Annotated in this window: 20 protein-coding genes; 13 read left to right on the top strand and 7 right to left on the bottom strand. The window is 59.0% G+C overall.

The genetic code is table 11. The annotated features are described in order from the left end of the window. Positions 1–239 precede the first annotated feature (239 nt). The gene (locus ABSG47_RS11055; RefSeq protein ID WP_424169742.1) at positions 240–4,007 is read left to right on the top strand and encodes a carboxypeptidase-like regulatory domain-containing protein; all 3,768 of its coding nucleotides are present in this window, start codon (positions 240–242) and stop codon (positions 4,005–4,007) included. A gap of 82 nt (positions 4,008–4,089) precedes the next feature. On the opposite strand, the gene ABSG47_RS11050 is transcribed toward ABSG47_RS11055, so the two are convergent. Then, positions 4,090–6,471: a pectinesterase family protein gene (locus tag ABSG47_RS11050; RefSeq protein ID WP_424169741.1), complete on the bottom strand. Its 2,382-nt coding sequence runs from the start codon at positions 6,469–6,471 to the stop codon at positions 4,090–4,092. A gap of 357 nt (positions 6,472–6,828) precedes the next feature. Here ABSG47_RS11050 and ABSG47_RS11045 point away from each other — a divergent pair, with 357 nt between their 5' ends. Both ABSG47_RS11045 and ABSG47_RS11040 read left to right on the top strand, forming a co-directional pair. Continuing rightward, entirely contained in the window at positions 6,829–7,929 is a 1,101-nt protein-coding gene (locus tag ABSG47_RS11045; protein ID WP_424169740.1) for a PfkB family carbohydrate kinase, read from the top strand. A gap of 25 nt (positions 7,930–7,954) precedes the next feature. Continuing rightward, on the top strand, positions 7,955–9,232 hold the full coding sequence (locus ABSG47_RS11040) for a glycoside hydrolase family 28 protein (RefSeq protein WP_424169739.1): 1,278 nt from the start codon (positions 7,955–7,957) through the stop codon (positions 9,230–9,232). Between the two features lie 80 nt (positions 9,233–9,312). Here ABSG47_RS11040 and ABSG47_RS11035 read toward each other — a convergent pair whose 3' ends face one another. Genes ABSG47_RS11035 through uxaC form a run of 5 tightly spaced genes read right to left on the bottom strand, consistent with a single transcriptional unit; the run spans position 9,313 to position 15,430 of the window. Beyond that, entirely contained in the window at positions 9,313–10,104 is a 792-nt protein-coding gene (locus ABSG47_RS11035; protein ID WP_424169738.1) for an SDR family NAD(P)-dependent oxidoreductase, read from the bottom strand. Continuing rightward, on the bottom strand, positions 10,101–11,414 hold the full coding sequence (locus tag ABSG47_RS11030; RefSeq protein WP_424169737.1) for a tagaturonate epimerase family protein: 1,314 nt from the start codon (positions 11,412–11,414) through the stop codon (positions 10,101–10,103). The genes ABSG47_RS11035 and ABSG47_RS11030 overlap by 4 nt, the downstream gene beginning before the upstream one ends. 24 nt (positions 11,415–11,438) lie before the next feature. Beyond that, positions 11,439–12,707 carry a nickel-dependent putative hexonate epimerase gene (locus ABSG47_RS11025; protein ID WP_424169736.1) on the bottom strand — a complete coding sequence of 423 codons (1,269 nt, stop codon included), beginning with the start codon at positions 12,705–12,707 and terminating at the stop codon, positions 11,439–11,441. Then, on the bottom strand, positions 12,704–14,023 hold the full coding sequence (locus ABSG47_RS11020; RefSeq protein WP_424169735.1) for an MFS transporter: 1,320 nt from the start codon (positions 14,021–14,023) through the stop codon (positions 12,704–12,706). The genes ABSG47_RS11025 and ABSG47_RS11020 overlap by 4 nt, the downstream gene beginning before the upstream one ends. A 15-nt stretch (positions 14,024–14,038) precedes the next feature. Beyond that, positions 14,039–15,430 carry a glucuronate isomerase gene (uxaC, locus tag ABSG47_RS11015; protein ID WP_424169734.1) on the bottom strand — a complete coding sequence of 464 codons (1,392 nt, stop codon included), beginning with the start codon at positions 15,428–15,430 and terminating at the stop codon, positions 14,039–14,041. A 296-nt stretch (positions 15,431–15,726) separates the two neighbouring features. Here uxaC and ABSG47_RS11010 point away from each other — a divergent pair, with 296 nt between their 5' ends. After that, positions 15,727–16,494 (top strand): FadR/GntR family transcriptional regulator, encoded by a 768-nt coding sequence (locus ABSG47_RS11010; RefSeq protein WP_424169733.1) that lies wholly within the window; start codon positions 15,727–15,729, stop codon positions 16,492–16,494. A 9-nt stretch (positions 16,495–16,503) separates the two neighbouring features. Here the strand turns inward: ABSG47_RS11010 and ABSG47_RS11005 are convergent, their stop codons facing one another. Beyond that, entirely contained in the window at positions 16,504–17,286 is a 783-nt protein-coding gene (locus tag ABSG47_RS11005) for a hypothetical protein (RefSeq protein WP_424169732.1), read from the bottom strand. A gap of 155 nt (positions 17,287–17,441) precedes the next feature. Here ABSG47_RS11005 and rpmI point away from each other — a divergent pair, with 155 nt between their 5' ends. From rpmI to ABSG47_RS10960, 9 genes are all read left to right on the top strand, one after another. Beyond that, positions 17,442–17,639, top strand: a complete 198-nt coding sequence (gene rpmI, locus ABSG47_RS11000) for a 50S ribosomal protein L35 (protein WP_424169731.1) — start codon at positions 17,442–17,444, stop codon at positions 17,637–17,639. Between the two features lie 159 nt (positions 17,640–17,798). Further along, positions 17,799–18,170 carry a 50S ribosomal protein L20 gene (gene rplT, locus ABSG47_RS10995; RefSeq protein WP_424169730.1) on the top strand — a complete coding sequence of 124 codons (372 nt, stop codon included), beginning with the start codon at positions 17,799–17,801 and terminating at the stop codon, positions 18,168–18,170. A gap of 113 nt (positions 18,171–18,283) precedes the next feature. Next, positions 18,284–18,580 carry an antitoxin gene (locus ABSG47_RS10990; RefSeq protein WP_424169729.1) on the top strand — a complete coding sequence of 99 codons (297 nt, stop codon included), beginning with the start codon at positions 18,284–18,286 and terminating at the stop codon, positions 18,578–18,580. Further along, positions 18,577–18,999 carry a PIN domain-containing protein gene (locus ABSG47_RS10985; protein ID WP_424169728.1) on the top strand — a complete coding sequence of 141 codons (423 nt, stop codon included), beginning with the start codon at positions 18,577–18,579 and terminating at the stop codon, positions 18,997–18,999. The genes ABSG47_RS10990 and ABSG47_RS10985 overlap by 4 nt, the downstream gene beginning before the upstream one ends. A gap of 35 nt (positions 19,000–19,034) precedes the next feature. Continuing rightward, the gene (pheS, locus tag ABSG47_RS10980; RefSeq protein ID WP_424169727.1) at positions 19,035–20,141 is read left to right on the top strand and encodes a phenylalanine--tRNA ligase subunit alpha; all 1,107 of its coding nucleotides are present in this window, start codon (positions 19,035–19,037) and stop codon (positions 20,139–20,141) included. Positions 20,142–20,183: 42 nt separating this feature from the next. Beyond that, a complete protein-coding gene (locus tag ABSG47_RS10975) occupies positions 20,184–20,594 on the top strand; it encodes a four helix bundle protein (RefSeq protein ID WP_424169726.1) in 411 nt (136 codons plus the stop codon). A 32-nt stretch (positions 20,595–20,626) separates the two neighbouring features. Continuing rightward, positions 20,627–22,741, top strand: coding sequence for a phenylalanine--tRNA ligase subunit beta (gene pheT / locus ABSG47_RS10970; RefSeq protein ID WP_424169725.1), 2,115 nt, complete (start codon positions 20,627–20,629; stop codon positions 22,739–22,741). A 68-nt stretch (positions 22,742–22,809) separates the two neighbouring features. Beyond that, entirely contained in the window at positions 22,810–23,208 is a 399-nt protein-coding gene (locus ABSG47_RS10965; RefSeq protein WP_424169724.1) for a hypothetical protein, read from the top strand. A 6-nt stretch (positions 23,209–23,214) separates the two neighbouring features. Further along, positions 23,215–23,538, top strand: a complete 324-nt coding sequence (locus ABSG47_RS10960) for a cell division protein ZapA (protein WP_424169723.1) — start codon at positions 23,215–23,217, stop codon at positions 23,536–23,538. Positions 23,539–23,696: the final 158 nt, after the last annotated feature.

Below are 23,696 nucleotides of genomic sequence, written 5' to 3'. Positions count from 1 at the left end.
TGGATACAGCTTTCCAATTTCTAAATGGAAATAGTTTCAGGACGACCGATAAAATTCTCGTTTGACAACTATACCCAAGCAGAGAGAGAATTTTCGACGTTCGCATACAAGTTCAATTCAGCAAAATTCTGAAGGAAAAGGATGCCAGTCCAATGCATATAGAGACTTGGTTTGGGGCCGCACTGGTAAGACCACTCATGAAAATAACAAAGAGAACGGTCAAGCCATCTGAGGAGAGATTGATTTCAAGATTCCGCACGGAAAGCCGCGGCAGATTCGTATACGCAGGACTGGCAGCGCTGTGCTTCGTGCTGATGTTGCTGCTGCCTGCAAAGGCCGGAGCGCAGATTGGCGGCACGGGCACCATTGAGGGAACCGTTACCGACCAGACAGGAGCCGTGGTTGCAGGCGCGAGGGTGGTGGCAAAGAACGCGGGCACGGGTGCGGAGATGGCTCGCACGACGAACAGCGACGGACGCTACAGTCTTGCGCCGCTCGATGTGGGCATTTATACGGTGACGGTCTCGGCGCAGGGATTTGAGACGCTGCTGCGCAAGGAGCTTCATGTAAACGGCATGCAGGTTCTGGGTCTGGATCTGCCGCTGCAGCTTGGCGCGGCGAGCGTGACGGTGACGGTGACCTCGGCGCCACCGCCGCTTGAGACGGAGAACGCGACGCTTGGCGCGACGATGGAGAACGACACGTACACTTCACTGCCGCTGGAGATGGGCGGCGCGAACGGCGTGAGCACCGATCAACGGCGCGTGACGGACTACGCGATCATGATGCCCGGCGCGACGAACAACGAAACCAAGAACAACGAGTCGGACGAGCCGATGGTGGTGAACGGCTATGGCTCCGGCACAACGATGTACGTGGAAGGCATTCCGCTGGAGTCGGCTTCGACGGCGGGCGATCCGCGCTTCATCTGGCCGGCGTTTTCGGTTGAGACGATCGACCAGTTCCAGCTCAAGACGACGGGTTATTCGGCGGAATATCAGGGCATTGGCGTGGAGAACTTTACCGTGAAGTCGGGCACCAACAGCATTCACGGCACGTTCTATGACATCTTCCGCAACACGGTGCTGGACGCGGCGGGTTTTGTCCCGGCGCAGTACCCTGCGAACTATCCGGATCCGACTAAGGCTGGCACCTATTACACGCCGCCGGAGCACATGAACGAGTACGGCATGACGATCGGCCTGCCGTTCTGGAAGAACAAGGTCTTCTTTTTCGGCAACTACACTGGCTTCCGCTACTCGACATTGACCAAGCCGCAGGTGCAGACGAATCCCACACCAGCGGAGCAGTGCGGCGACTTTTCGGCGCTTGGCGTAAATATCTACGATCCGACGACGCAGACGCTTGGCGCGAGCGGTTATACGCGTACGCAGTTCAGCGGGCCGACGTACACCAGCGCGGGCTGCGGCACCGGTCCGATGGCAGCGAACGTGATTCCGCAGGCGGAGATTTCGCCGATCGCGCAGTACCTGCAGAAGTTTATGCCTGAGCCGACCAATTCGAGCCTGACGAACAACTACTGGGGCTCGTATAACTGGGGCCTGAATAACTGGTCGACGACAGACCGCCTGGATGTGCATATCAACGACAAGCACAGTGTGAGCGGAATCTTTGGCTGGGGCCGGCAGGGGTTGATTGGCCCGGCTGGAAGCCAGACGACGAACGTGGCTCCGCTGCCGTACCTGTACGCGAAGAACTACTCGCCGATCTCCAAGGTGGGGATCGTGCAGGAGACGTACGTCATTACGGACAACCTCGTGAACCAGTTCAAGTTCGGCGCCGCACAGTACCACTCGCCGGATCATAACCCCACTTACGGCATTGCGGACTATGCGGCATCGACTGCCGGAATCACCGGCCTGCCGACGGGCCAGGCTGCGGGCAGCTTCCCGTACGAAAAGTTCAGCGGCGGTCCGCAGACCTTTGCAAGCTGGGGTCCGCAGACTGGCTATGTGGGCAACACGAACGCCTTTACGCTGCTGGATAACATGCAGTGGATCAAGGGCAGGCACTCCTTCACTTTCGGCGGACAGTTGGAGTGGATGCAGTACAACTACCTGTACGCCGATGGGGGCAGCACACTGGCCACGACGAACTTTGCGGTAACGGAAACTGCGAAGGTGAGCGGCTCGACGGCCCAGGCTACTTCAAACACCGGCCTGCCGTATGCCAGCTACCTGCTGGGCGCGGTGGACACGGGCAGCTACACGCAATATGCGCCCATTGCGCAGGAGACAGGCTCGCGTTACCGCCCGTATGCTCTCTATGCCGCCGATGACTGGAAGCTGACGCCCAAGCTGACGGTGAACGCTGGACTGCGCTGGGATGTGATGCCGCCTTTCCAGGAAGCCGAGAATCGTTTTTCTTTCCTGAACCCGACAGCGACTAATCCTGTGACTGGCAATAACGGTATTCTGCAGTTCGCCGGCAGCGGAGCTGATAGCTGCAACTGCTCTACGCCGTTGCAGACCTATTACAAGAACTTTGGACCGCGGCTGGGATTTGCCTACCAGGTGGGCAGCAGGCTTGTGCTGCGCGGCTCCTACGGCATCTACTACGGCCATGGCGGCGGCACATCGGGCGGCCAAACCACGCTGCCTACAAGCAACATGGAGCTTGGGTTTGCTGCATCACCGAACCCGGTAAGCCCCGGCGATTCTTTGCCGGCGTTTTATCTGAACAACAGCGCTTACTTCAACAACGCGGGCATTGCGAACACGGCCTTTGGAACCAGTACCGTTGCCGCTCCTCCGGTCTTCAATCCCGCTTACGCAACCTACTACTCGACGGCGGCAGTCTCGCCGTACAAGATTTCCTCGACGCTGGCCTATCTCGATCCCAAGTACGGTGGACGCACTCCGACCTTCGAAGGATGGTCGCTTGGCTGGCAACTGCTTGTGACCAAGGACATGACGGCCACGGCGAGCTACGTAGGCAACCAGGGACATTTCCTGGTGCCGACCGGCGCGCCGCGCGGCTACTGGAGCAATCAGCTCAATCCGGAGTACCTGTCTATGGGAGCGGCGCTGGGCGCGACGGCTACCGCGGCTAACACGCCAAACGGGCTGCCTTATGCAACTTTCAACAACAAGGTCAGCCAGGCGCTTGTCGCATTCCCGCAGTACAGCGGCGTGTCTGACACGGTGCCTGCGGTGGGCAACTCCAACTACAACTCACTGCAGCTCTTTATCCAGCAGCGTTTGAGCCACGGCCTGAGCCTCATGCTGAGCTATACGTACAGCAAGGCGATCGACGACGTGGGCACCTTCCGCACCGGCTATGCGATTCCAGCGGGTGCATTGGCTAACAGTGGCAAGGCGTGGGCGATCGACCGCATCGAGCGCTCGCTCAGCACGCAGGATCAGCCGCAGAACCTGGTCTTTACCAGCACCTACGATCTGCCTTTCGGCAAGAATCACATTGGCGGAGGCAACGCGATTGTTCGCGCGATTGCCGGCGGATGGCGGCTCTCCGATGTGTTCACCTATGTGGCGGGCAACCCCCTGGCGCTGACTGGCAGCACTTGCACCGGCGTTGTTGGCCAGGGAACCTGCATGCCGGCTTACAACACGGCTTTTAGCGGCACGGCACGCCAGAACGGCGGATGGGGGCATGGCGCCACGCGCACGAATCTGAGCTCCATGCAGTACATCAACCCCAAGGCCTTTTTAGAGACCGGCTCCTTGAGCAACGAATACGTGCTGGGTGACGTGGCCCGTACGGGCGCGGATGGACTGCGCGGACCCGGCAACTACAACATTGACGGCAGCCTGCGCAGGACCTTCAGCCTGTGGAGGGATGATCGCGTGAAGTTCGTCTTCGATGCGGCCGTCTTTAACGCAGTGAACCACGTGTGGTTCGGAAGCACCGCGGCCACGGCGGATGGCTCCATCGGAGCGACGGTGGGCTCTTCGTCACTTGGCACCATCGCAGGCCAGGCGAACAACCCGCGCCAATTCCAGATGTCGGGCCACTTCAACTTTTAACCAGGCTTCTTAGAATCAGGCTTCAAGATAAGATTCTTCTAGCAGCGGCGCGAACCCAACCAGGTTCGCGCCGCTTTTTTTGCTATTGCGCGGGAGGGACCGAAGCGGTCGGATTCCAGTGGTCGCTGCCGGCGAGAAATACGGCGGGATCGTATTGAGCGGCTTCTTCCGGTGTGAGGGCGTGAGTGTGCGGATCGCGCGCGGAGTTGTTAGCGCCGGGGCCGGTGGAATCGAACTCGGCGTAGTAGGCCGTATCGAGCGAGTGCGTTTCACCAGGATGCCACTCACGCCAGCCTGCGGGATCGATGTGCGCGCCCATCTCAGTGTGGAGAAAGATGACGCGTGCGTATGGACGCCAGGGACGGCCGAGATAAATTTGCGGCTCGGCTGCAGGGTCCGCGGTGAGTTTGCAATGGTTAAAGACAAAGCCGGAATCCTCGTCAGAGTAGTGTTTGGATTGCGCGGTGAGGTAGCCGCCTTTGTGTGACGTAGAGTGAATTTCGCAGCGGTCAAAAATGGCCTTGGCGTCGCCGAAGATGAAATCCACATTGCCTTCGATGTAGCAGTCGGCAAAGTATTGCCGCGTGGAAATGCAGCTTGCGCCATCGGGCGCGCAGTTGCGGCTGCCTGCGTAGACGGTGTCCTGATTGCCGAGCAGACGCACGTTGCGGAAGATGGCGCGGTCACCGATGACGCGCAGCGCGAGCGCCTGCGAACCTTGCGGAAGTTGAGGATGCGTGCGGTTGAAGTCGTTGGCGAAGGTAATGTTTTGCGCCAGAAAATCATCTGCCGTAATGTTCACGGTGGCTGAGTGCAGTGTGCCGCCGCTGGTGCCGGCACTGAGATCGTTCACGAGGACGGTTTTGGAAGGATCTTTCGCGGAGCCGCGAATTTCGATGTGGGGCTTATCGACGGTAACAACTTCGCGATAGACGCCGGGGCTAACCAGAACAAGCCCGCCAGTGGCCGGAGCGGAGTAGAGAGCCTTCTGGATGGATGAGTAATCGCCCGTGCCGTCGGCTGCAACATACAGCGTGCGATCTTCGTCGGGGATTTTGCCGGCCATCTCCGGCGCTGTTTTTATGGTTGGAAATTCGGCGTAATGCGTGCCGCAATTCATTTCGCTGCCGGCTGCTGTGCCTGGCATCTCTGTGGTGGAAGCGCCATCGCCGGAGGGCGCAAGATTGCCGCGGCGCGGGCCTATTTTGAACTCCGCATTGCTGACGTCCATGAGGGCGTGAGTGAGATCGTCTGCGAAAACATTGTCGAATTGAAGGCCGATCTTATGCTCCGCATCGAGGCCCACAAGCGTGTATATGCCGGGTGTTTCGATGCGGACATTGCTCAAGGTAATGTGGTGGTAGATGGGAAGAAGATTGCCGCCGAAGGTCGTGTACTTCGGCGTAAAGAGAAGCGGATTTTTCACATTGCGGATGCAGACGTTGCGGTAGAGAACATCATGCACGAGGCCGCCGCGGCTGCGGTCGCTCTTGATGCGGATACCGTTGTCTGCGCCGTCGATGGTGAGATCGTCTACCAGTATGTGATCGACGCCGCCGCTGGTTCCGCTGCCGATAGACATGCCGTGACCGGTATAAAAGTGATTGTGCAGAATGGAGATGTGCGAGGCCGGATTTGTGCCGCCAGACTTGATGGCGACATCGTCGTCACCGGTATGAATGAACGAATACGCGATGGTGACGTTAGTGGATGAGCCGGGATCGATGCCGTCCGTGTTGCGCGCAGTGCCGGGCGTCATAATCTTCACGCCCCATGCGGTAAAGCCGTTGGTCTGGTTGACGGCTACGTGAAAGTTGGGCGAGTTGCGCAGGCTGATGCGATAGAGCGTGAAGTTGTCCGCCTGGCGCAGCGTGATCATTTGCGGCACGCTCTGCTGTTTGTCAGTGACTTTGGCTTCATGCGCGAGATCCCACCAGGAGTCTTTTTGTCCGAGCAATGTCGCACCGCCACGCCCATCGATCGAGCCATCGCCCATGATGCCGCTGTTGGTGGCGTGATCCGCGGTGATGAGCGGTTTGCAGCCGTGGCCTTTCTCGCCGACGATACCGCAGCTTCCTGGCGTGAGATCGTAGATGCGCGGATCGCGCGAGGCTGCGAGGACTGTGTTGGCGGAAATGACGAGCGTTACGCCGGAGCGCAACTGGAGCGGGCCGGTGAGAAAGACATTGCGGCGCCCGTGCGCCTTCAACACAACGGCGTTGCCTGCAGTGCCCGCGTTTTTTGAGCAACGCTCCATTGCTTCCTGAATGCGTGCGGTATCGAGTTTCTGTTCATCGGCGGGTGCAAGCTGGCCGTCGTGCGCTTCGAGTTCAGCATTCAGCGTGACGCAGGGCATGGGAATACGCGGCTCGGTGACGTTGCGCGTGTCTTGCGCAGACGCGGAATAAACCGCTGCGACGAACAAAAGGGTGACAGAAATAGCAGAAAAATAGCGAATCCGCATACGGCTCCTCAACAGAATTAGGGAATCAAGAGGACAGACCACTTGACGATATGATCAGAATCCTTGAAGCATAGTTCAGTCAAGTTAGGGCTGCTCGATTCACCATGCCGATTGCGATTTTTATGCATTATTCCGGATGAGAATTCAAAATACACGCAGGTTTTGCCGGACAGGGTAAAGTTTCTTCGATAGAGCAGATTTGAGATTGATGGTCAGACCTCCTGAGCGATACAATTCTTTTGTCCGTTAGAAATAGCATTCGCTCGCGCCTGATCTGCGAGCATACAGTGAAGCTGTCGCAGTAAGATTCTGCGCTGCGCTGTCATTATCGATTTTTCGCATGGGAGAAGTTTTGCGATGAACCTTGGCTTCGAAGTTCCCCCAGTTTTTTCCGATCAAAAGAAAGGCGCGCTCGATTTGTTATCGCTTGGCGCGCTCGTGCATCGGGTCGATCCAGGCATTATTCCTTTTCGCAAGGCCACTGAGGTGAAGATTCATGTCAGCGGCGGCGAGTTCAATGTGGCTGCGAATTTGTCCGACTGCTTTGAGCAGCGCACGGCAATTGCTTCCGCGATGGTGAAGTATCCCATTGGCGATCTGATTGCAGAGCGTGTGCGTGCGATGGGTGTGCGGCCTATCTATCGCATGTATGAGCATGACGGCGTGCGCGGGCCGAATATGGCAACAGTGTTCAGTGACCGCGGGTTGGGCGTGCGCGCTCCTGTGGTGTTTTACAACCGCAGCAATGAGGCTGCGGCGCAACTGAAGCCGGGCGATTTTGACTGGGCGGCGATCTTTGGGGAGGGCGTGAGGTGGTTTCACTCCGGCGGCATCTTTGCGGCGCTCTCGGACACGACGGCGGAGCTTGTGATTGAGGCAATGCGGGCTGCACGGAAGGCTGGCGCGGTGACATCGTTTGATCTGAACTACCGCGAGAAGCTATGGAAGATTTCAGGTGGAATTGATCGCGCACAGAACGTGCTTTCGGCGATCGTCGAAAACGTGGACGTGCTGGTGGGTAACGAAGAAGATTTACAGAAGGGTCTTGGGCTTGCCGGGCCGGAAGTTCATACGAAATCGAAGCTTGATCCGACGGCGTTCTTTGCGATGATGGGCACAGTGGTGCAGCGGTTTCCTGGCATCAAGGCCGTTGCGACGACGCTGCGCGAGGTACATTCCACCAATCACCATAGCTGGAGCGCGGTGGCGTGGGTCAATGGGCAGCAACTGCATGCGCCGACTGCGGAGTTGACTGTTTATGACCGCGTGGGAGGTGGCGATGGCTTTGCTTCCGGGTTTATTTACGGGCTGCTTGCGGGCGAAACGCCGGAGCAGGCGATCAAGCTGGGCTGGGCGCATGGCGCACTGCTGACGACATTCCCTGGCGACACGACAATGGCTACGCTCGAGCAGGTGAAGGCGTTTGCAGCGGGCGGCTCGGCGCGCATTCAACGATAGAAAAATCAACTGAAACGGTATCTCGATGAATCGATTTCTACAGAGGGCGCCGTTGCTGACCGCAGCGGCGCTGTTTTTCTTTGCGGCAGTTGCGCTTCATGCGGCAGCGCTGTGCGATGCGCATGCTTACGGAGCCAGGGGCGACGGTGTGGCTAAGGATACGGGTGCGCTGCAGGTGGCAATCGATGCATGCGCGGCGAAGGGTGGCGGCACGGTGCGGCTGACGGCCGGTACATACCTGAGCGCGCCAGTTGTGCTGAAGAGCAATATCACTTTGCAGCTCGACAAAGGCGCAACGCTATTAGGCTCGCCGGATCACAAGGACTATCCCGCAAAGACGGAGTTTCGCGCGCCGGGGCTGCAGTCACTTGTGAGCGCGACGAATGCGGAGCACGTGGCGATCACGGGCGAGGGCACAATTGACGGCAACGGCGAAAGCTGGTGGCAGGAGGCGCGCGCGTACAAGGATTCGGGGATTCTTGGAGCGGAGCATACACGGCCGCGGCTGGTGGTCTTCGACCACTGCAAGCATGTGCGCGTGGAAGGCGTGACGATTCAGAACTCGCCGATGTGGCAGTTGGTGCCGTATTACACGGATGATATTGTGATTCGCAATGTGAAGGTGCTGGCCCCGGCGCGTTCGCCGAACACGGATGCGATAGATCCGTTTTCCTCCAGCCATGTGACGATCGATCATGTGTTTGCCGATGTGGGTGACGACAATATCGCCATCAAGTCAGGCATGATCAATTCGCCTGGGCCGGATGCGCCGAGCCGCGACATTACGATTACCGATTGCACATTTCTGCACGGGCATGGGCTTTCGATTGGCAGCGAGATTGCGGGCGGGGCGCAGAATATCCGCGCGGAGCGGATTCATTTTGAGGGTACGGACAATGGCATCCGTGTGAAAGCCAACCGCGACCGCGGCAACGATGTGGGCAATCTTGTTTTCAAAGACATTGAGATGAAGGGCGTGAAGAATGCGCTCATTATCAGCGAGTATTATCCGAAGGTGCTGCCGCCTGAAGGGGACGCAGCGCAGCCGGTGACGCGGCTGACACCGCATTTCCATGACATAACGCTTGAGAATGTGACTGCGGTCGATAGCGTATCTGCGGGCGCGATTGTGGGGCTGCCGGAAGCGCCGGTGCTGGCCGTTACGCTGCGCAATGTGAAGATAAGCGCGCAGCATGGGTTGAATGTGGGATACGCGGAGGTTTCCGGGACGGGAGTTGTTGTGACGGCTGCGGAAAATCCGAGCATTATCCAGGCGGCTGGGGCAAAGCTGGATTTGCGCTGAGGGATTGGAGACTATGCTATCCCACCCGTGCGCGATAAAGCCGCGCACGAATGGGGCACCCAACATTTTGTGTATCTAAGCTACTGATTCACGCCGCTGGAGAGGAAGCCGCCGTCAACGACGATGGTTTGTCCGGTGACGAAAGATGCGGCATCGGAGGCGAGATAGAGCGCGGCGCCGATCAGCTCCTCTGTTTTTCCGAAGCGGCCCATCGGTGTACGCATCAGCAGCTCGTGGCCGCGTGGTGTTCCTTCGAGCAATGCGGCATTGAGTTCTGTTTTGAAGACACCGGGCGCGATGGCGTTTACGGTGATGCCCTTGCGTGACCACTCGACGGCGAGCGAGCGCGTGAGCGAGGAGACTGCGGATTTACTGGCGGCGTAGGCGGCGACTTCATGCAGCGCCACGTAGCTGTTGAGCGAGGTGATGTTGATGATGCGTCCGTAACCGCGCTCGATCATTGGCTTGCCGAAGACCTGGCAGGCGCGCAGCGTGCCGGTGAGGTTGGTGTCGATAATCGTGTTCCAATCCTCCTCGGTTATATCTATCGTTGGCGTGCGCTTGATGCGGCCTGCGCAGTTGATGAGAATGTCGACTTTACCGAAGGCTGCAAGAGTGGCGTCGCAGAGAGCGATGAGCGAGGCGCGGTCGGTGACGTCGGATTCGACGCGGAGGGTTTTGCGCCCGAGGGCTTCAATGGCGGCAGCGGTCTCTTCTACCTGCTGCTTGCGGCGCGCTGTGGCGATGACGTTCGCACCGGCCTGCGCGAGGCCAAGGCTCAGCGCGCGGCCTATGCCGGATGTACCGCCGGTGATGACGGCGACTTTGCCGTCAAGATTGAGAATGTTTTCGCTCATCTTGCCTTCGTTCATTTTGTCTCCGATGCTGTGCCGGCGTGCGCTGCAACTTCAATGCCCACCGCGCCGCCGAAGAATACAGGAACGATGTGCCGGTCGTAGAGATTTTCTGTCACATTTTTTGCGATGATGGGTTCGTTGGCCTCGAGCAGGTCGAGATAGCGCGTGCCCATTTTGGCTGCGACTTTAAAGCCGACATGCAGGAGTTGGCGGAGACTTGGATTGTAAGCCGGATCGCTTTGCACGTGACGCAAAGCCCCAGTGTATTGCGCTGATGTCCAGCCGTTGACTGTTTCCGGCGCAGGCAGCTTTGCTGGATCGATGTCAATGACCGTTGCGTACGGCGCGCAGAGTTCTTCGCGATGCGTGAAGGCTTCGGCGTAGATCTCTTTGGCGAGTGCGAGAGCTTCGTCACCGGCTTCCGCGAGGCCGATGAGCTCTTCGAGCCAGGTGGTTCCGGCGGTCTTCAAGTGAACGCCTGCGTCAAACTTTTTGAGCGTGGCGTGAATGGCCGGATAGATGGAGAACTTGTCGCTGCCGGAGTGCACGCTGAGCTTGAGATTCGCAGGAAGACCAAAAGTTTCGACAGCATAAGCGATGGCCGCGACGTCGAGCGAGAACTCTTGCTCAAATTGCGCGATGTCTCCGACGTAATCAACGCCCTTGTTGAAGCGGCCGCTGAATTTCGGAGCGATGGTCTGTATGGGAATGCTTTCGGATGCGACGGCGGCAAGAATGATGAGCAACTCAACGGGGCTTTGCGCGCGATCGGTCTCGTCCATTGAGATTTCGGGGATGAAGTTGCCTTCTCCCTTGGCTGAAGCAATCTTGCGGTAGACATCGCCGGCGATTTTTACGGCGTAGAGAAATTTGGTGGCCGTCTGGCGCAGGTCGTTTTCCGTGATGGAGAGCTCATCGGCAACGCCGCGCAGCTTGAGTGTGCCTACGAGACTGCGATGGGCGCGGACAAAGGCTTCAATGTCCTCTGCCGATGCGGGCTTGCCGATGAAGTCGGCGACATCGATGGTGTAGAAGTCACAGACGGAGAGGAAGCGATCGACCGTGGTGAGGCCGATATGATCCGCGTCAAGGAAGTAAGGCAGCTTCCAGCCAAGCGCTTTGACGGCGACGTCGGCTGCCGCGCGCGTGGAGGCCGGCTTCGAGTCGATGATAGTGTGCTCACGATTGGATTTGTTCCAGACGGGAATGATCTCCATGCCTGCATCGAGCGCTTTGATACAGGCAGCAAGCTGCGCCTTGGCCTGATGCGCGAAGCGGTCGCCGGCGCCGAGTGAATATTTCGGTAATGTGAGTGGGGTACTCATAATTCTCCTGATCTATTGGCGGATTTATAAACGGCTCTGGTGCGCCCACAGTCCCAGGCCTGGATTGGAAATAAAAAATATCTCTTCGCCGTTGATGTGATTCACGCCATGCTTGAGCGTGTGCGGGTTGTAGCGATCGAGCATGGCGGCAAGCTCTCCATACCCGTAGCCCACGCCTTCCACTTCATCTTTGCTGAGATGGCCGGGGCACCATGTGATGCGGAAGCGGCCTTCAGACGAGCCGTGAATGAGGTGCGCTGCGGCGCTGAGGTCATCGGCCAGCTCGGGGTCGGATTCTACGGCGCGCAGCGTGGCGGGCGTGCCGCGGTAGCCATATTTGCGGATGAGGCGGTCGATGATCTTGTCCTCGCCGAATTCCTTGACTCCGGGGGCGAGGATGATGAGTTCTGCGTCATCCGCCAGTGCCATGCGCGTGCGATAGACGGCTTTGTTGCCGAGCCATGTGGAGTGAAACTCGTGCGGGTCGAGATAGACTACGGCTTTCTTGAGAGGCTCAGGGACAATTTCGAAGTTGACTTTGAGGCTGAGCTCGGCGGCTTTGTGGAAGCAGTCAATGTCATCGCCGATGAAGAGGCCGCAGACGGCTAGCTCGCCGTTTTCTGTGCGGCGGACAACGGTTTGCACGTAGACGATCGGGAGATGATTCAGATAGCGATCTGATGCGTAGTTGAGAACGCTGCGAACGGGATTGTCGGCGCGGCCGAGAATGCGCTCCATGCCGTAGACCGCGCCAAGGTAGTGGCTGCGGTTGATGCCTTCGCGGCCGCCGGTGCCGACGAGAACGTTCTTGTTGTAGTTGGCCATGCCGATGACTTCATGCGGAACCACCTGGCCGATGGAGAGGATGAGATCGAAGTTGCCGCGCGAGATGAGCTTGTTGACCTGCGCGGGCCATGCGTAGTTCAGCAGGCCTTCGGATTGCTCGTGTATGTATTCCGCTGGGACTTCGCCGAGTGTCTCGATGTCAGTGCGCCAGTTATGGACATGGAAAAGATTGAGCGGAATGGCTCCGAACATGTGCTGTAGCTGCGACGCGCTCATGGGTGAATGCGTGCCGAGAGCGGGAAGAATCGCTTTGAGCTTGTCTCCGTAGTGCTGCCATGCGAAGCGTGTGAGATCGCCGGCGCGGGAGTGCGCGCGGGTTTGATCGGGAGGAAGAACGAGCACATTGTTTCGCTCGCCGAGCTTGGCGAGCGTTTCGATGAGCAGAGCATTCAGGCGCTCGGAATCAAGCGTCGTTTCCGGAGACCCAATGGCACAATACAAACTCATGCGGCAAACTCCGCTTTACGCAGGCCGGGGGCGAGCAGATTAAGGAACGCGAACGCGACCAGGTAAGCACTGGCTGCGATGCCGAAGAGAACGGTGTAGTTGCTATGGGTCAACTGCAGGACATACCCAACGAAGATGGCGAAGAGCGATCCGCAGGCCGAGCCGGCCATGCCGCCGATGCCCGTCACCGAGCCCACTGCGCTTTTGGGAAACATATCGCTTGCGGTCGTATAGATGTTGGCCGACCATCCCTGATGCGCGGCAGTGGCAAGGCTGAGCAGTCCGATAGTGGCCCACTCGGAGTTGAGCGAGTTGACGATGAAGATGGGCGTGACGGCGCAGGCGCAGATGAACATGGCTGTGAGCCGCGCGCCGACGGCGGAGAGACCGAGTTTGCGGAGTGGCATCGGCAGCCATCCGCCGCCTATGCTGCCGACGGAAGAGGCGGTGTAAACAACGATGAGCGGAAGGCCTACATGCTTCAGGTCGAGGCCGTACTTCTTGCTGAAGAAATCCGGCAGCCAGAAGAGGAAGAACCACCAGATGGGGTCTGTGAGACCTTTGCCGATAGCGAAGGCCCACGTCTGGCGATAGCCGAGAAGACGCATCCACGGGACTGACGGGCCCATCTGTGCGGCTGCTTCTTCATAGATGAAGCGCAGCTCCGCGCCGGTTAGCGTTGGGTGGTCCTGCGGCTTGCGGTACTTGCTGTACCAGAGGGCAATCCAGGCGGCGCTGAAGACTCCCGTCACCAGAAAGGCCGCGTGCCAACTGTAGTGCAGTGCAACCCACGGAACGATGGCTGGAGCAAGGATGGCGCCCATGTTGGCGCCGGAGTTGAAGATTCCCGTGGCGAGCGAGCGCTCGCGTTGCGGGAACCACTCGGCCACGGTCTTGATGGCTGCGGGAAAGTTACCGGACTCGCCAAAGCCAAGACAGACGCGGGCAATGCCGAATTGAAACATGGAGTTGACCAGCGCATGGCCCATTGCCGAAAGGCTCCAGATGGCCATGATGACCATGTAGCCGATGCGCGTGCCAACCTTGTCCACAAAGCGCCCTGCCGCCAGCAGGCCGATAGCATACGAGACCTGGAAGGCGGCCATGATGTAGCCATAGCCAACCTCCGTCATGCCGATGCCGCCAAGTGCCGGCGCGTGCATCAGCGTGGGCTTGAGCAGCGAGAGAACCTGCCGGTCCATGTAATTGATGGAGGTGGCGGCAAAGAGCATGGCGCAGATGGTCCAGCGGACTTTGCCAATACGCGCGCCGGGGGCGAGCTCTTCCTGCGGAGACTGCTCGGATGTGATGTTCATAGACGGCTCCGAGGATTACAGCTTGTAGGCTCTCTTGACCAGCGTGTAAGTCAGATCGCGCGCTACTTCATAGGCTTCGTCTTCACGCAGGCGGTGTTCGACGACCATGCGGGCGAGAAACGCGCAGTCGGTTCGTCGCGCCACGTCATGCCGCGCGGGGATGGAGAGAAAGGCTCGCGTGTCGTCATTGAATCCCACGGTGTTGTAAAAGCCCGCGGTCTCCGTCGCCTGCTCGCGGAAGCGCATCATGCCTTCAGGGCTGTCATTGAACCACCACGGCGGACCGAGACGCAGGCAGGGATAGTGGCCTGCCAGCGGCGCAAGCTCGCGGCTGTAGGTGGTTTCATCCAGCGTGAAGAGAATGAGGGTGAGCCTGCGCTCGTTGCCGTAGCGGTCGAGGAGCGGGCGCAGCGCATTGACGTAATTCACGGCCTGCGGAATGTCCGCGCCGGCGTCCCGGCCATATCGTTCGTATACCGAACGATTGTGATTGCGTACGGAGCCGGGGTGGATCTGCATCACCAGTCCATCCTCCACGCTCATGCCGGCCATCTCGGTAAGCATCTGCGCACGGAAGAGCTCGTTCTCGGCTGGGCTGCCCTTGCCGGTACGCACTTTTTCAAACAGCGCTGCGGCTTCCGATGGGCTCAAATCGGCGGTCAACGCTGTTGGATGACCGTGATCGGTGGCCGTGGCTCCAAGTGAGCGGAAGCGCACGCGCGAAAGACGCAGTGCGTTCAGGTAGCCGGTCCAGGTCTCAGTGTTTTCGCCGGTCTGCGCGCCGAGTTGAGCAACACGCTCAGCGAATCCGGCAAAATCCGGATCGACAACCGTATCGGGCCGAAAGGCGGGAATCACGCGGCCTTTCCAGCCGGAGTTAAGGAGAGATTTGTGATCGGCGAGCGAGTCGAGCGGGGAATCCGTGGTGGCCAGCACCTCCATGCGGAAGCGCTCATAGAGCGCGCGGGGCAGAAACTCCGGCGTGCTGAGCTTTTCCGCGATGGTGTCGTAATAAAGATCGGCGGTCTTCTCGCTGAGCAGTTCTGTGAGCCCAAAGAGCTCCTGAAACTCGTAATCGAGCCATAAGCTGGTGGGTGTGCCGCGGAAGAGAGAGTAGTTTTTCGCAAAGATCTTCCAAACGCCACGAGGGTTCTCAATCTCCGGCTTGCCGATTTCGAGATCGTCCATGGAGATGCCCTGGCTATAGAGCATGCGGTAGATGTAATGGTCCGGTTGGACGAAGAGCTTGGCCGGGTCAGGGAAAGGCTGGTTGTGCGCAAACCAGGATGCCTGGGTATGGCCATGCGGGCTGACGATGGGCAGCTCGGCAATATGTTGATACAGCGAACGGGCCAGCTTGCGCGTGTCGGGGTCGGCGGGAAAGAGTCGGTCTGGGTGGATGAGCATATCGTTGGCGCTCCCTGGCCGCACGCGTCTCAAAGGTAAAAGAGGCAAAACCACAGAGAGTGCGTCCTAGTTGAGTATTGCGCAAGGTTGCCGCTCCCGGAGGATTGCGTCAACTTGAATCTTTCAGTTTCGGATTTGACCGTCTCTGGGCTTACTTAAGTGGTCAGACCACAATATACATCACTGGTTGGTAATTTTGGCACGCATCAAGAAAATGATTCGGTTAGGTGTTCATTTAGTGGTACTCTCGACTTGATCCATAGAGTCAAGAGCGTCCCCGAGAGCAATTTCCGCCTATGGCCCGAGTGAAACCGGAACAGCAAGAATCGCACCGCACGATGCAAGTGGTCAACCACGTGCGTACTCTGATCGAGAACGGAACGCTTAAGCCCGGCGACAAGATTCCGCCGGAGCGTGATTTGGCGCGGACGCTGCAGATCAGCCGCGCAAGCCTCCGAACGGGCATTGGCTACCTGGCCGCGCTGGGCGTGATGAAGATCAGGCATGGCGTGGGTACCTTTGTTGCGGATGGGCCGCCGGATTTTGGGCAGGATTCGCTGACGTTTATCGGCGCGCTGCATGGGTTTCAGTCCTGGCAGATGTTTGAAGCGCGCATCCTGCTGGAGACCGGATTGGCGGCGCTGGCCGCCGAGCGCAGCAGGGATGAGCACCAGGCCGCGCTGGCCGAGGAAGTGGCTGAAATGTTTGCCTCCGTGGATAACCCCACGGAATATCTGATTCACGATGTCGCCTTCCATCGGATCATCGCGCAGGCATCGGGTAATCCGATTCTGGCCGCGATCATGGAAACCATCGTATCGTCCATGTACGACCATCGGCGAAAAACCGTGGAACGCTCGATCGATCTGCGGGAGTCCGCGGGAATGCATCGCGAGATTTACCGCGCAATCCGCACGCGCAAACCCGCCGAAGCACGCAGGTTGATGGAGCAGCATCTGCGCATGGCGCAGGAGGCGCAGGGGTTGGAGCGGCCGGTTGGCAAGCGTGGCTCCACGAGTGGGGAAAAGAATGGCGCGGGCGACGAGAATCAGAGCGCTTTATAGCGTCATTGCTTAACGCAGCCAATGCAGGTTTGAGGCGCGCCGCGGTGGCAACGGGAGAACGATGAAGCCCTCGCGCCAGTGACCGTCTTCGCGGCGTGGGGGCTCGCCAATGAAGCGCGCGCCTGTAGGGTCCTGGGCTTCAAGAGCCAGGCCGGGCAACCCGCCCACAATCGCCTGTAGCTGGTCGTGGCTTGGCGGGCGGTTTACGGTGAGCGGGACGAGCGTTTCGAGCGCGGCAAAGCTGGTTGCAAGATCGCTGACGCGGGCGCGGCGCTTGGATGGCAGGGCGGGGAGTCCGAGCGAACGCCATGCCGCATGAGGGTAGCTTTCGACGAGCACGCGCTCCGGCGTCGAGCCTGGGTGCATTTGTGTCGCCAGCCGCTTCCATCCGCGGCGGCAGAGAGCGTCGTAAAGGTCCATGCAGAATTCGGCGAATGTGCGGTAAGTGGCTGGCTTGACGATGCCGGGCAGGCCGGTCTTGGCGGCGCAGTTGAGTTGGCGCTCGCTAAGCCGCGCATGGGCGCAGCCATTGCTCTCGGACTTCCAGGCCTGCGGACCGTCGAGCAGCAGAACGCGGATGCCGCGGATATTGGCGAGATGATTCAGACGCCCGGCGAGGATTTCGGCGTGGACTGGACCGAGATGAGGCTCGTCGAGCTCAGTGCCGTCCCACGAGATCAGCTCACAGTCGATCGGGCCTGGCAATCCATTCTCACCTGTAGTCCGGCTCAGGATCGCGATTCCCAGATCGGACCAGCGGCGGTAGGCGAGATCGACGGAGAGTACGGCCATAACCTATCCAGCATCGGGCACCGCGGGCCCGGTTACAAGGGTGTAGCGCTCAGATAAAAGCTGGGTTATACTGATTTGGTGCGCCTTCCGCCCGGATTTCCCTCCGTGGGAGGCAGCCTTGAATGGATATTTAAGCCCGTTCAAACGAGAAGAAAATGCCCAAGTTGAAGACTCATAAGGGCGCGGCCAAGCGCTTCAAGAAGACTGGCACCGGCAAGATCAAGCGGTACCAGACGAAGGTGCGGCACATCCTTACGTCGAAATCGCCGAAGGTCAAGCGCAAGCTCGGTAAGAGCGTGCTTGTCTCCGATGGCGATTACAAGAAGGTCGCGCGGATGATTCCCTACGCCTGATCGTAAGCCTCGTCTCGAATGGAGACGGTAGCTTTCAGGGCCTTTGTGGAAAGGCCCCCGGCGAGAGCCGAGAGAATCAGGACGAATTGAGCGAGTGAAGAGGCACATCCTGCCTCCAGCCGCGTAACACCACGAGCAACACAAACGGAGAACACAGCAATGCCTCGCGTAAAACGCAGTACAAAGCGCAGCGACCGCCGCAAAAAGATTCTTAAGCGCGCAAGCGGTTACTTCCTCACAAAATCCAAGCTCTACCAGGCAGCCCAGGAAGCCGTCGAACGCGGCCTGAAATTTGCCTACACAGGCCGCAAGCAGAAGAAGCGCCAGTTCCGCTCGCTCTGGATTGTCCGCATCTCGGCCGCCTCCAAGCTCAACGCCATCAGCTACTCGCAGTTCATCAACGGCCTCAAGAAGGCCGGCGTCGAGCTCGACCGCAAGATTCTGGCTGATATCGCAGTCAAGGACGCAGCCGGCTTTACGAAGCTGGTGGAGCAGGCGAAAGCCGCTCTGGCCAGCAAAGCAGCCGCCTAAGCGAGCGCGCCTTGAAGCCATAAAAGGCCCCGCATCGCGGGGCCTTTTCCTTTGTCTTAGAATTTCCATCCAAGAATGCTGTAGTGCTATGCTGTATAGCAGGAGTGCCGACCATGACGAATACGGCAAGGGCCCGGGTTTTTATGAGCGGCAGAAGCCAGCATGTGACGATTCCTGCTGAATACCGGTTCCGCTCTTCACATGTCTCCATTCGCCGGAATGAGGAGACGGGCGAGATTATCCTTTCTGATATTCCGAGCTTGGAAGAGGTTCTTGCGGCTCTGAAAGAATCGCCGTTGCCTGAAGACTTTATGAATCCGGCTGACCGGGATCATAGTCTTCCACAGCGCCGGCCGACGCTTGAGGCTCTCTTTGCCGATGACGACGAAGGTGAAGACAGCGGCAAATGACGCGATATCTGCTGGACACCAATACTGTCAGCTATCTGGCGAGAAACGCATCCCCGGCTGCGTTTGCAGAGTTTGCGCGGCTTGGCCGGGACCCAAACTCTGAACTTTGCATCTCTTCTATCACTCTTGCTGAAATTCGTTACGGTCTTGCGAAAAGACCGCCGTCGTCCAGGCGCGCCGACACAATTGAGAGGTTAGTGGCTTTTCTCAAGATTCTGCCGTGGACAGAGATGGAAGCTGCTATCTACGGCACCCTAAGGACCAGGCTGGAAGCAAAGGGAATCGCGGTGGATGCGATGGACCTGCTGATTGCGGCGCAGGCTGTGGCTTCGGGCGCGGTGCTGGTGACGCATGATGCAATCTTTCGGCGGATTCCGGATTTACATACGCCCGTTGATTGGGCTACAGACCTCCCGTGATGAGACGCGCGGGTCATTTATCCTGAACCTTACGCATGACGAACGAAGCGATTCCTACTTTAGAGGCTTTTGACGAAGCCTCACTCGATAAAGCCTTTGCCGCGCTTGAGAATCGGGCGCGAGTCGATGCCACATTCATCTCAAATGACGCGGATGTAGAGAGATTCCGCCTGGAATGGCTGGGACGCAAGCAGGGCCGGTTGAACGATGTTTCGGGTTCGTGGCTGAAGGCTGCGCCGCCGGAGGCAAAGAAGCTGCTGGGGCAGCGCTTTAACGCGCTCAAAGCAACGGTGGATGGGTTGCTGGAACAGGCCTTGGGCGCAGGACCGAGCGATGCGGCGTTGGCTGCCGAGGCTATCGACATCACGCTGCCGGGCACGCGGCGGCTCACTGGCGCGGAGCACCCGATTACGAAGACGCTGAATGAGATTGTCAGCGTCTTTGCCGGGCTTGGGTTCTCGGTGGGTGTCGGCCCGGAGGTCGAGACCGACTTCTACAACTTCGAGAGCATGAATTTTCCGCCAGGACATCCGGCGCGGGATACGCAGGACACGCTTGTCGTCGCCAATCAGGAGCGTCGTTCGCTGCGTGATCGGCTCCTGTTGCGCACGCACACCAGTCCCGTGCAGATGCGGACGATGGAGCAGCAGCCGCCGCCGGTGCGGATTGTGATTCCCGGCAAGGTACACCGCAATGATGCTGCCGATGCTACGCACTCGCCGATTTTTCACCAGGTGGAAGGGCTGTGCGTGGATACCAACATCACCTTCAGCGACCTGAAGGGCACACTCGATCACGCGATGAAGGCGCTCTTTGGATCGAGCGTGAAGACGCGCTTCTTTCCCTCTTTCTTTCCCTTCACGGAGCCGAGCGCGGACGTGCAGATCAGCTGCATCTTCTGCGGCGGCAAGGGCTGCCGCAAGTGCAAGAACTCAGGCTGGATTGAGCTGCTGGGCTGCGGCATGGTAGACCCTGCGGTCTTTGCCTTCGCGGCGGAAAAGCAGCCGGCTTACGATCCGCAAAAGATCTCCGGCTTCGCCTTCGGCATGGGCGTCGAGCGCATCGCGATGATGAAGTATGGCGTTTCTGAGATTGGCCAGTTCTATGCAGGGGATATGCGGTTTTTGAGTCAATTTTTTTAGCAGGCTGGCGCGCTGCGCGCGTGGCGAGTTGGCAGGTTGGCAATGAGCAGAACGAGACACTATCGTGATTTGATTGCATGGCAGAAGTCCATGGAACTGGCGCGAGCAATTTATGCGGCGACGGAAGAGTTTCCAAAGTCAGAGACTTTTGGCTTCCGTGTGCAGCTTCGCAGATCCGCTGTAAGCGTCGCGAGTCATATTGCGGGAGCGCATGGACGCCTGAACGATTCTGAAATGCGAAAGGGACTCGGGGCTGCTCGTGCCGTCATCAACGAACTGCAGACGCAGATTGAGTTGGCTGCCAGCCTGGGATATTTTGAAAAAGCTCTCAGTGAGGAACTACTGGATCTTGGTACCCGTGTGGCCAAGCTGATCAATGGGCTTCTGGGGGCGCTCGATACCGATACTGAACAAACAGGCGTGCGCGAACCTGCGAACTCGCCACGCGCATAGCGCGCCAACTTGCGAAGAGAGCAATTGAACTGATGAAGATATTGACGAAATGGCTGCGAGCATTGCTTCCCGCTCTACCTGTTGACGACGCGCAGCTTGCGGAAGACCTGACTCTGCGCGGCATTGCTGTGGAAGGCGTCTACGATCTCGGCGCGGGCAATGGCTCGCTGTACGAGATGGACATTACGACCAACCGCGTCGACGCGATGAACCACTACGGAGTGGCGCGTGAGGCGGCGGCTATTTACGGTCTACCCCTGCCTTCGTTGAATTACGCATTGCCTGAAGCAAAGACCGGCGCGAAATTCGACGTGAAGATCGAAGCCGAGGATGTTTGCGGCCGCTTCACGGCGCGCGTGCTGCGGGGTATTCATGTCGGCGAGACGAAGGACTGGTTTGCGGGCGCAGAGGTTGCGACGTACTTTGGCCTGCTGGAGCAGAAGAAGATTTCGAGCGCCGTGGATGCGACAAACTTCGCATGGCTGCTGATGGGCCAGCCCACGCATGCCTTCGATCTGGACAAGATTTCCGGCGGCATTGTGGTGCGCCGCGCGCGCAAGGGCGAAAAGCTGAAAACGCTGGACGCTATTGAGCGCACGCTTGAGTCCGAAGATCTCATCGTTGCCGATCATGTGAAGCCGCTTGGCCTTGCGGGCGTGATGGGCGGCTGGGACACGATGATTACCCCGGAGACGAAAAATGTCCTCGTGGAAGCGGCGTGGTTTGACCCCATCGCAGTGCGGCGCACGGCGCGGCGGCATGGTCTGCATACGGACGCAAGCCATCGCTTTGAGCGCGGCGCGGACTTCAACGCCGGGCCTGTTGCATCGGCAATTGTGACGAGCATTCTGCTTGCCAGTGGCGGCCATATCGAAGGCGAATTTGTGGATGTGCGCGTGCCGGCGATGGAAGCAAAGACGGCGCAGCGTAAGCCTGTCGCGCTGGCGCTCAGCGAGGTGCAGCGAATCCTCGGAACAACGCTCGACAAAGACGGCATTACCGCGGAGACAGTCGAAAACGTTCTGAGCGCACTTGGCTGCGAGCTTACCCCGCAGCAGGACGCCGCATGGCAGGTGACCCTGCCGAGTTGGCGGCTGGACATCGCGCGCGAAATTGACCTCATTGAAGAAGTGGCACGCGTTTATGGCTACAACCGCTTCGCCAACACGCTGCCCGCGTTCGGCGAGGGCGTGAAGGCTCTGCCGTGGGCTGCGGCTGAGGCTGCCGTTCGCGGAACGCTGCGCGCAGCGGGATTCCATGAAGCGATTGGCAGCACCTTCTGTTCAGCGGCGGATGCCGCGCTGACCGCCCCTCAACCCGGACTGGTGGTTCCGTTGGGTAATCCGCTCAGTGAAGAGGCCGGTGTGTTGCGCCCCTCGCTGGTGCCGGGAATGCTGAGCATGATTGCAGGCAATCTGCACCGTGACGTGAGCGACGTGCGGCTCTTTGAGCTGGGCACGGTCTTCAGCGGGGCGACGGAGAAGGTGGAAGAGCGTCCGGCGCTTGCCTTTGGAGCTGCTGGCGCACTCGCCGAGCAATCCGCGTTGCACACGCAGCGCGCTATCGACTTCCATGACATCAAGGGCGTCGTGGAGCAGGTTCTCTCGCGTTTTGAGATGGATTCGGTTTACTTTGACCGCTTTCCGGCAGAGGCCGGACTTACGCCCGCATGGCTTCATCCCTATCGTTCGGCGCGCATTGCCGCTGACGGTGTCACTGTGGGCTGGTTCGGTCAGTTGCATCCCAAAGAAGCCGCCGCACGTAAGTTGAAAGATACGGTTCTGGTTGGCGAAATTTATCTCGACCGGCTCTACAAGCTGCCGGTTCTCAGACCTGCTGCGCGGGAAGTCTCGCGCTTCCAACCGGTGCGTCGCGATTTTTCGCTGGTTCTGGACCAGAGTGTGGCGTGGGAAACTATCGACGCCGTGATTTCTTCTCTTGCTATTCCCGAACTGGTGGAGTGGCGTCCGCGCGAGATCTTCCGCGACCCGAAATTGGGCGCAAACGAGTATGCACTGCTGCTGGGAGTGACCTTCCAGGCGGCCGATCGCACGCTCCGGGATGAGGAATTGGTGGAGTGGCAGACCAAAGTGGTACAGGCTGTGATCGGGGCCGTTGGCAAGGCTGGTGCGCGCCTGCGTTCCTAGCGCCGAAAGCACTCTGCGCGCGGTCTATACTCGTAACGATATTTGCCCGCGAGTGGAGGGTTTTCGCCATGTCGGAAGTTTCAATCGAGTCCGAGATGTTTCCAGAAGTTGCCGAATCCGAAGTTGCCGATGAGGTTCAGGAGCCTGCTCAGGAAGCTGCGCACTCTGAGGCGCTGGCGCTGAGCGTGGATGAGTTTGCCGCGCTCGAAGAGCGGGTGCTGCGCGCCGTGAACCTGGTAAAGCGCGAGCGCGTGGCGCGCGTTGCCGCTGAAGAACATGCCCAGCAGATGGAAGCCAAACTGGCCGATCATGCGATGAAACTAAATGAGCATGCGGTGCAGCTTACAGAGCATCTAACCCAAGTGGATCAACTGCAGGGCGAAGTGAAGACACTGCGCGCCGAGCGCGATCATGTCCGTCAGCGCGTGGAGCGGTTGCTCTCGCAACTAGACGCACTGGAGATTTAAGGCAATATGGAGAATCCCCACTCCAATTACGTAACGGTTGAGATTTACGATCAGACCTACCATCTCTTCGGCCACGATGCGGAGCACATCCGCGCGCTGGCCGCAGAGGTGGATGCGAAGATGCGCGCCGTAGCCGCGCAGGGCCGTACCGTGGACTCGCTCCGTGTGGCTGTGCTGGCTGCCCTGAACCTGGCCGACGAGCTCTCCCTGACCCAGAAGAGCACCGATGGCGCAAAGCTGGGCCACGTGCGCGCCGCCGCGCTGCGCGGATTGCTGGATGAGGTGCTCGTCGAAGAGCAGATTCCGGCCGAGCGCAAAACCGGCTCGTAAATTCCTTCCTCACGAGCTACACTGCTGCCATCCTCGATTCTGGAGCAAGAGTAGCTGTCATGATTTATGCACTTCGCACTTCGTCGCGCCTGAATTACGTCTTTGCCTTGGCGTTTTTCGCATTTTCTCTTCCCCTGCATTCGCAGGGCTCACCGCAG

Source organism: Occallatibacter sp., assembly GCF_049510455.1.
Lineage (GTDB): Bacteria > Acidobacteriota > Terriglobia > Terriglobales > Acidobacteriaceae > Telmatobacter.
This window is presented reverse-complemented; position numbering and strand designations above follow the sequence as displayed.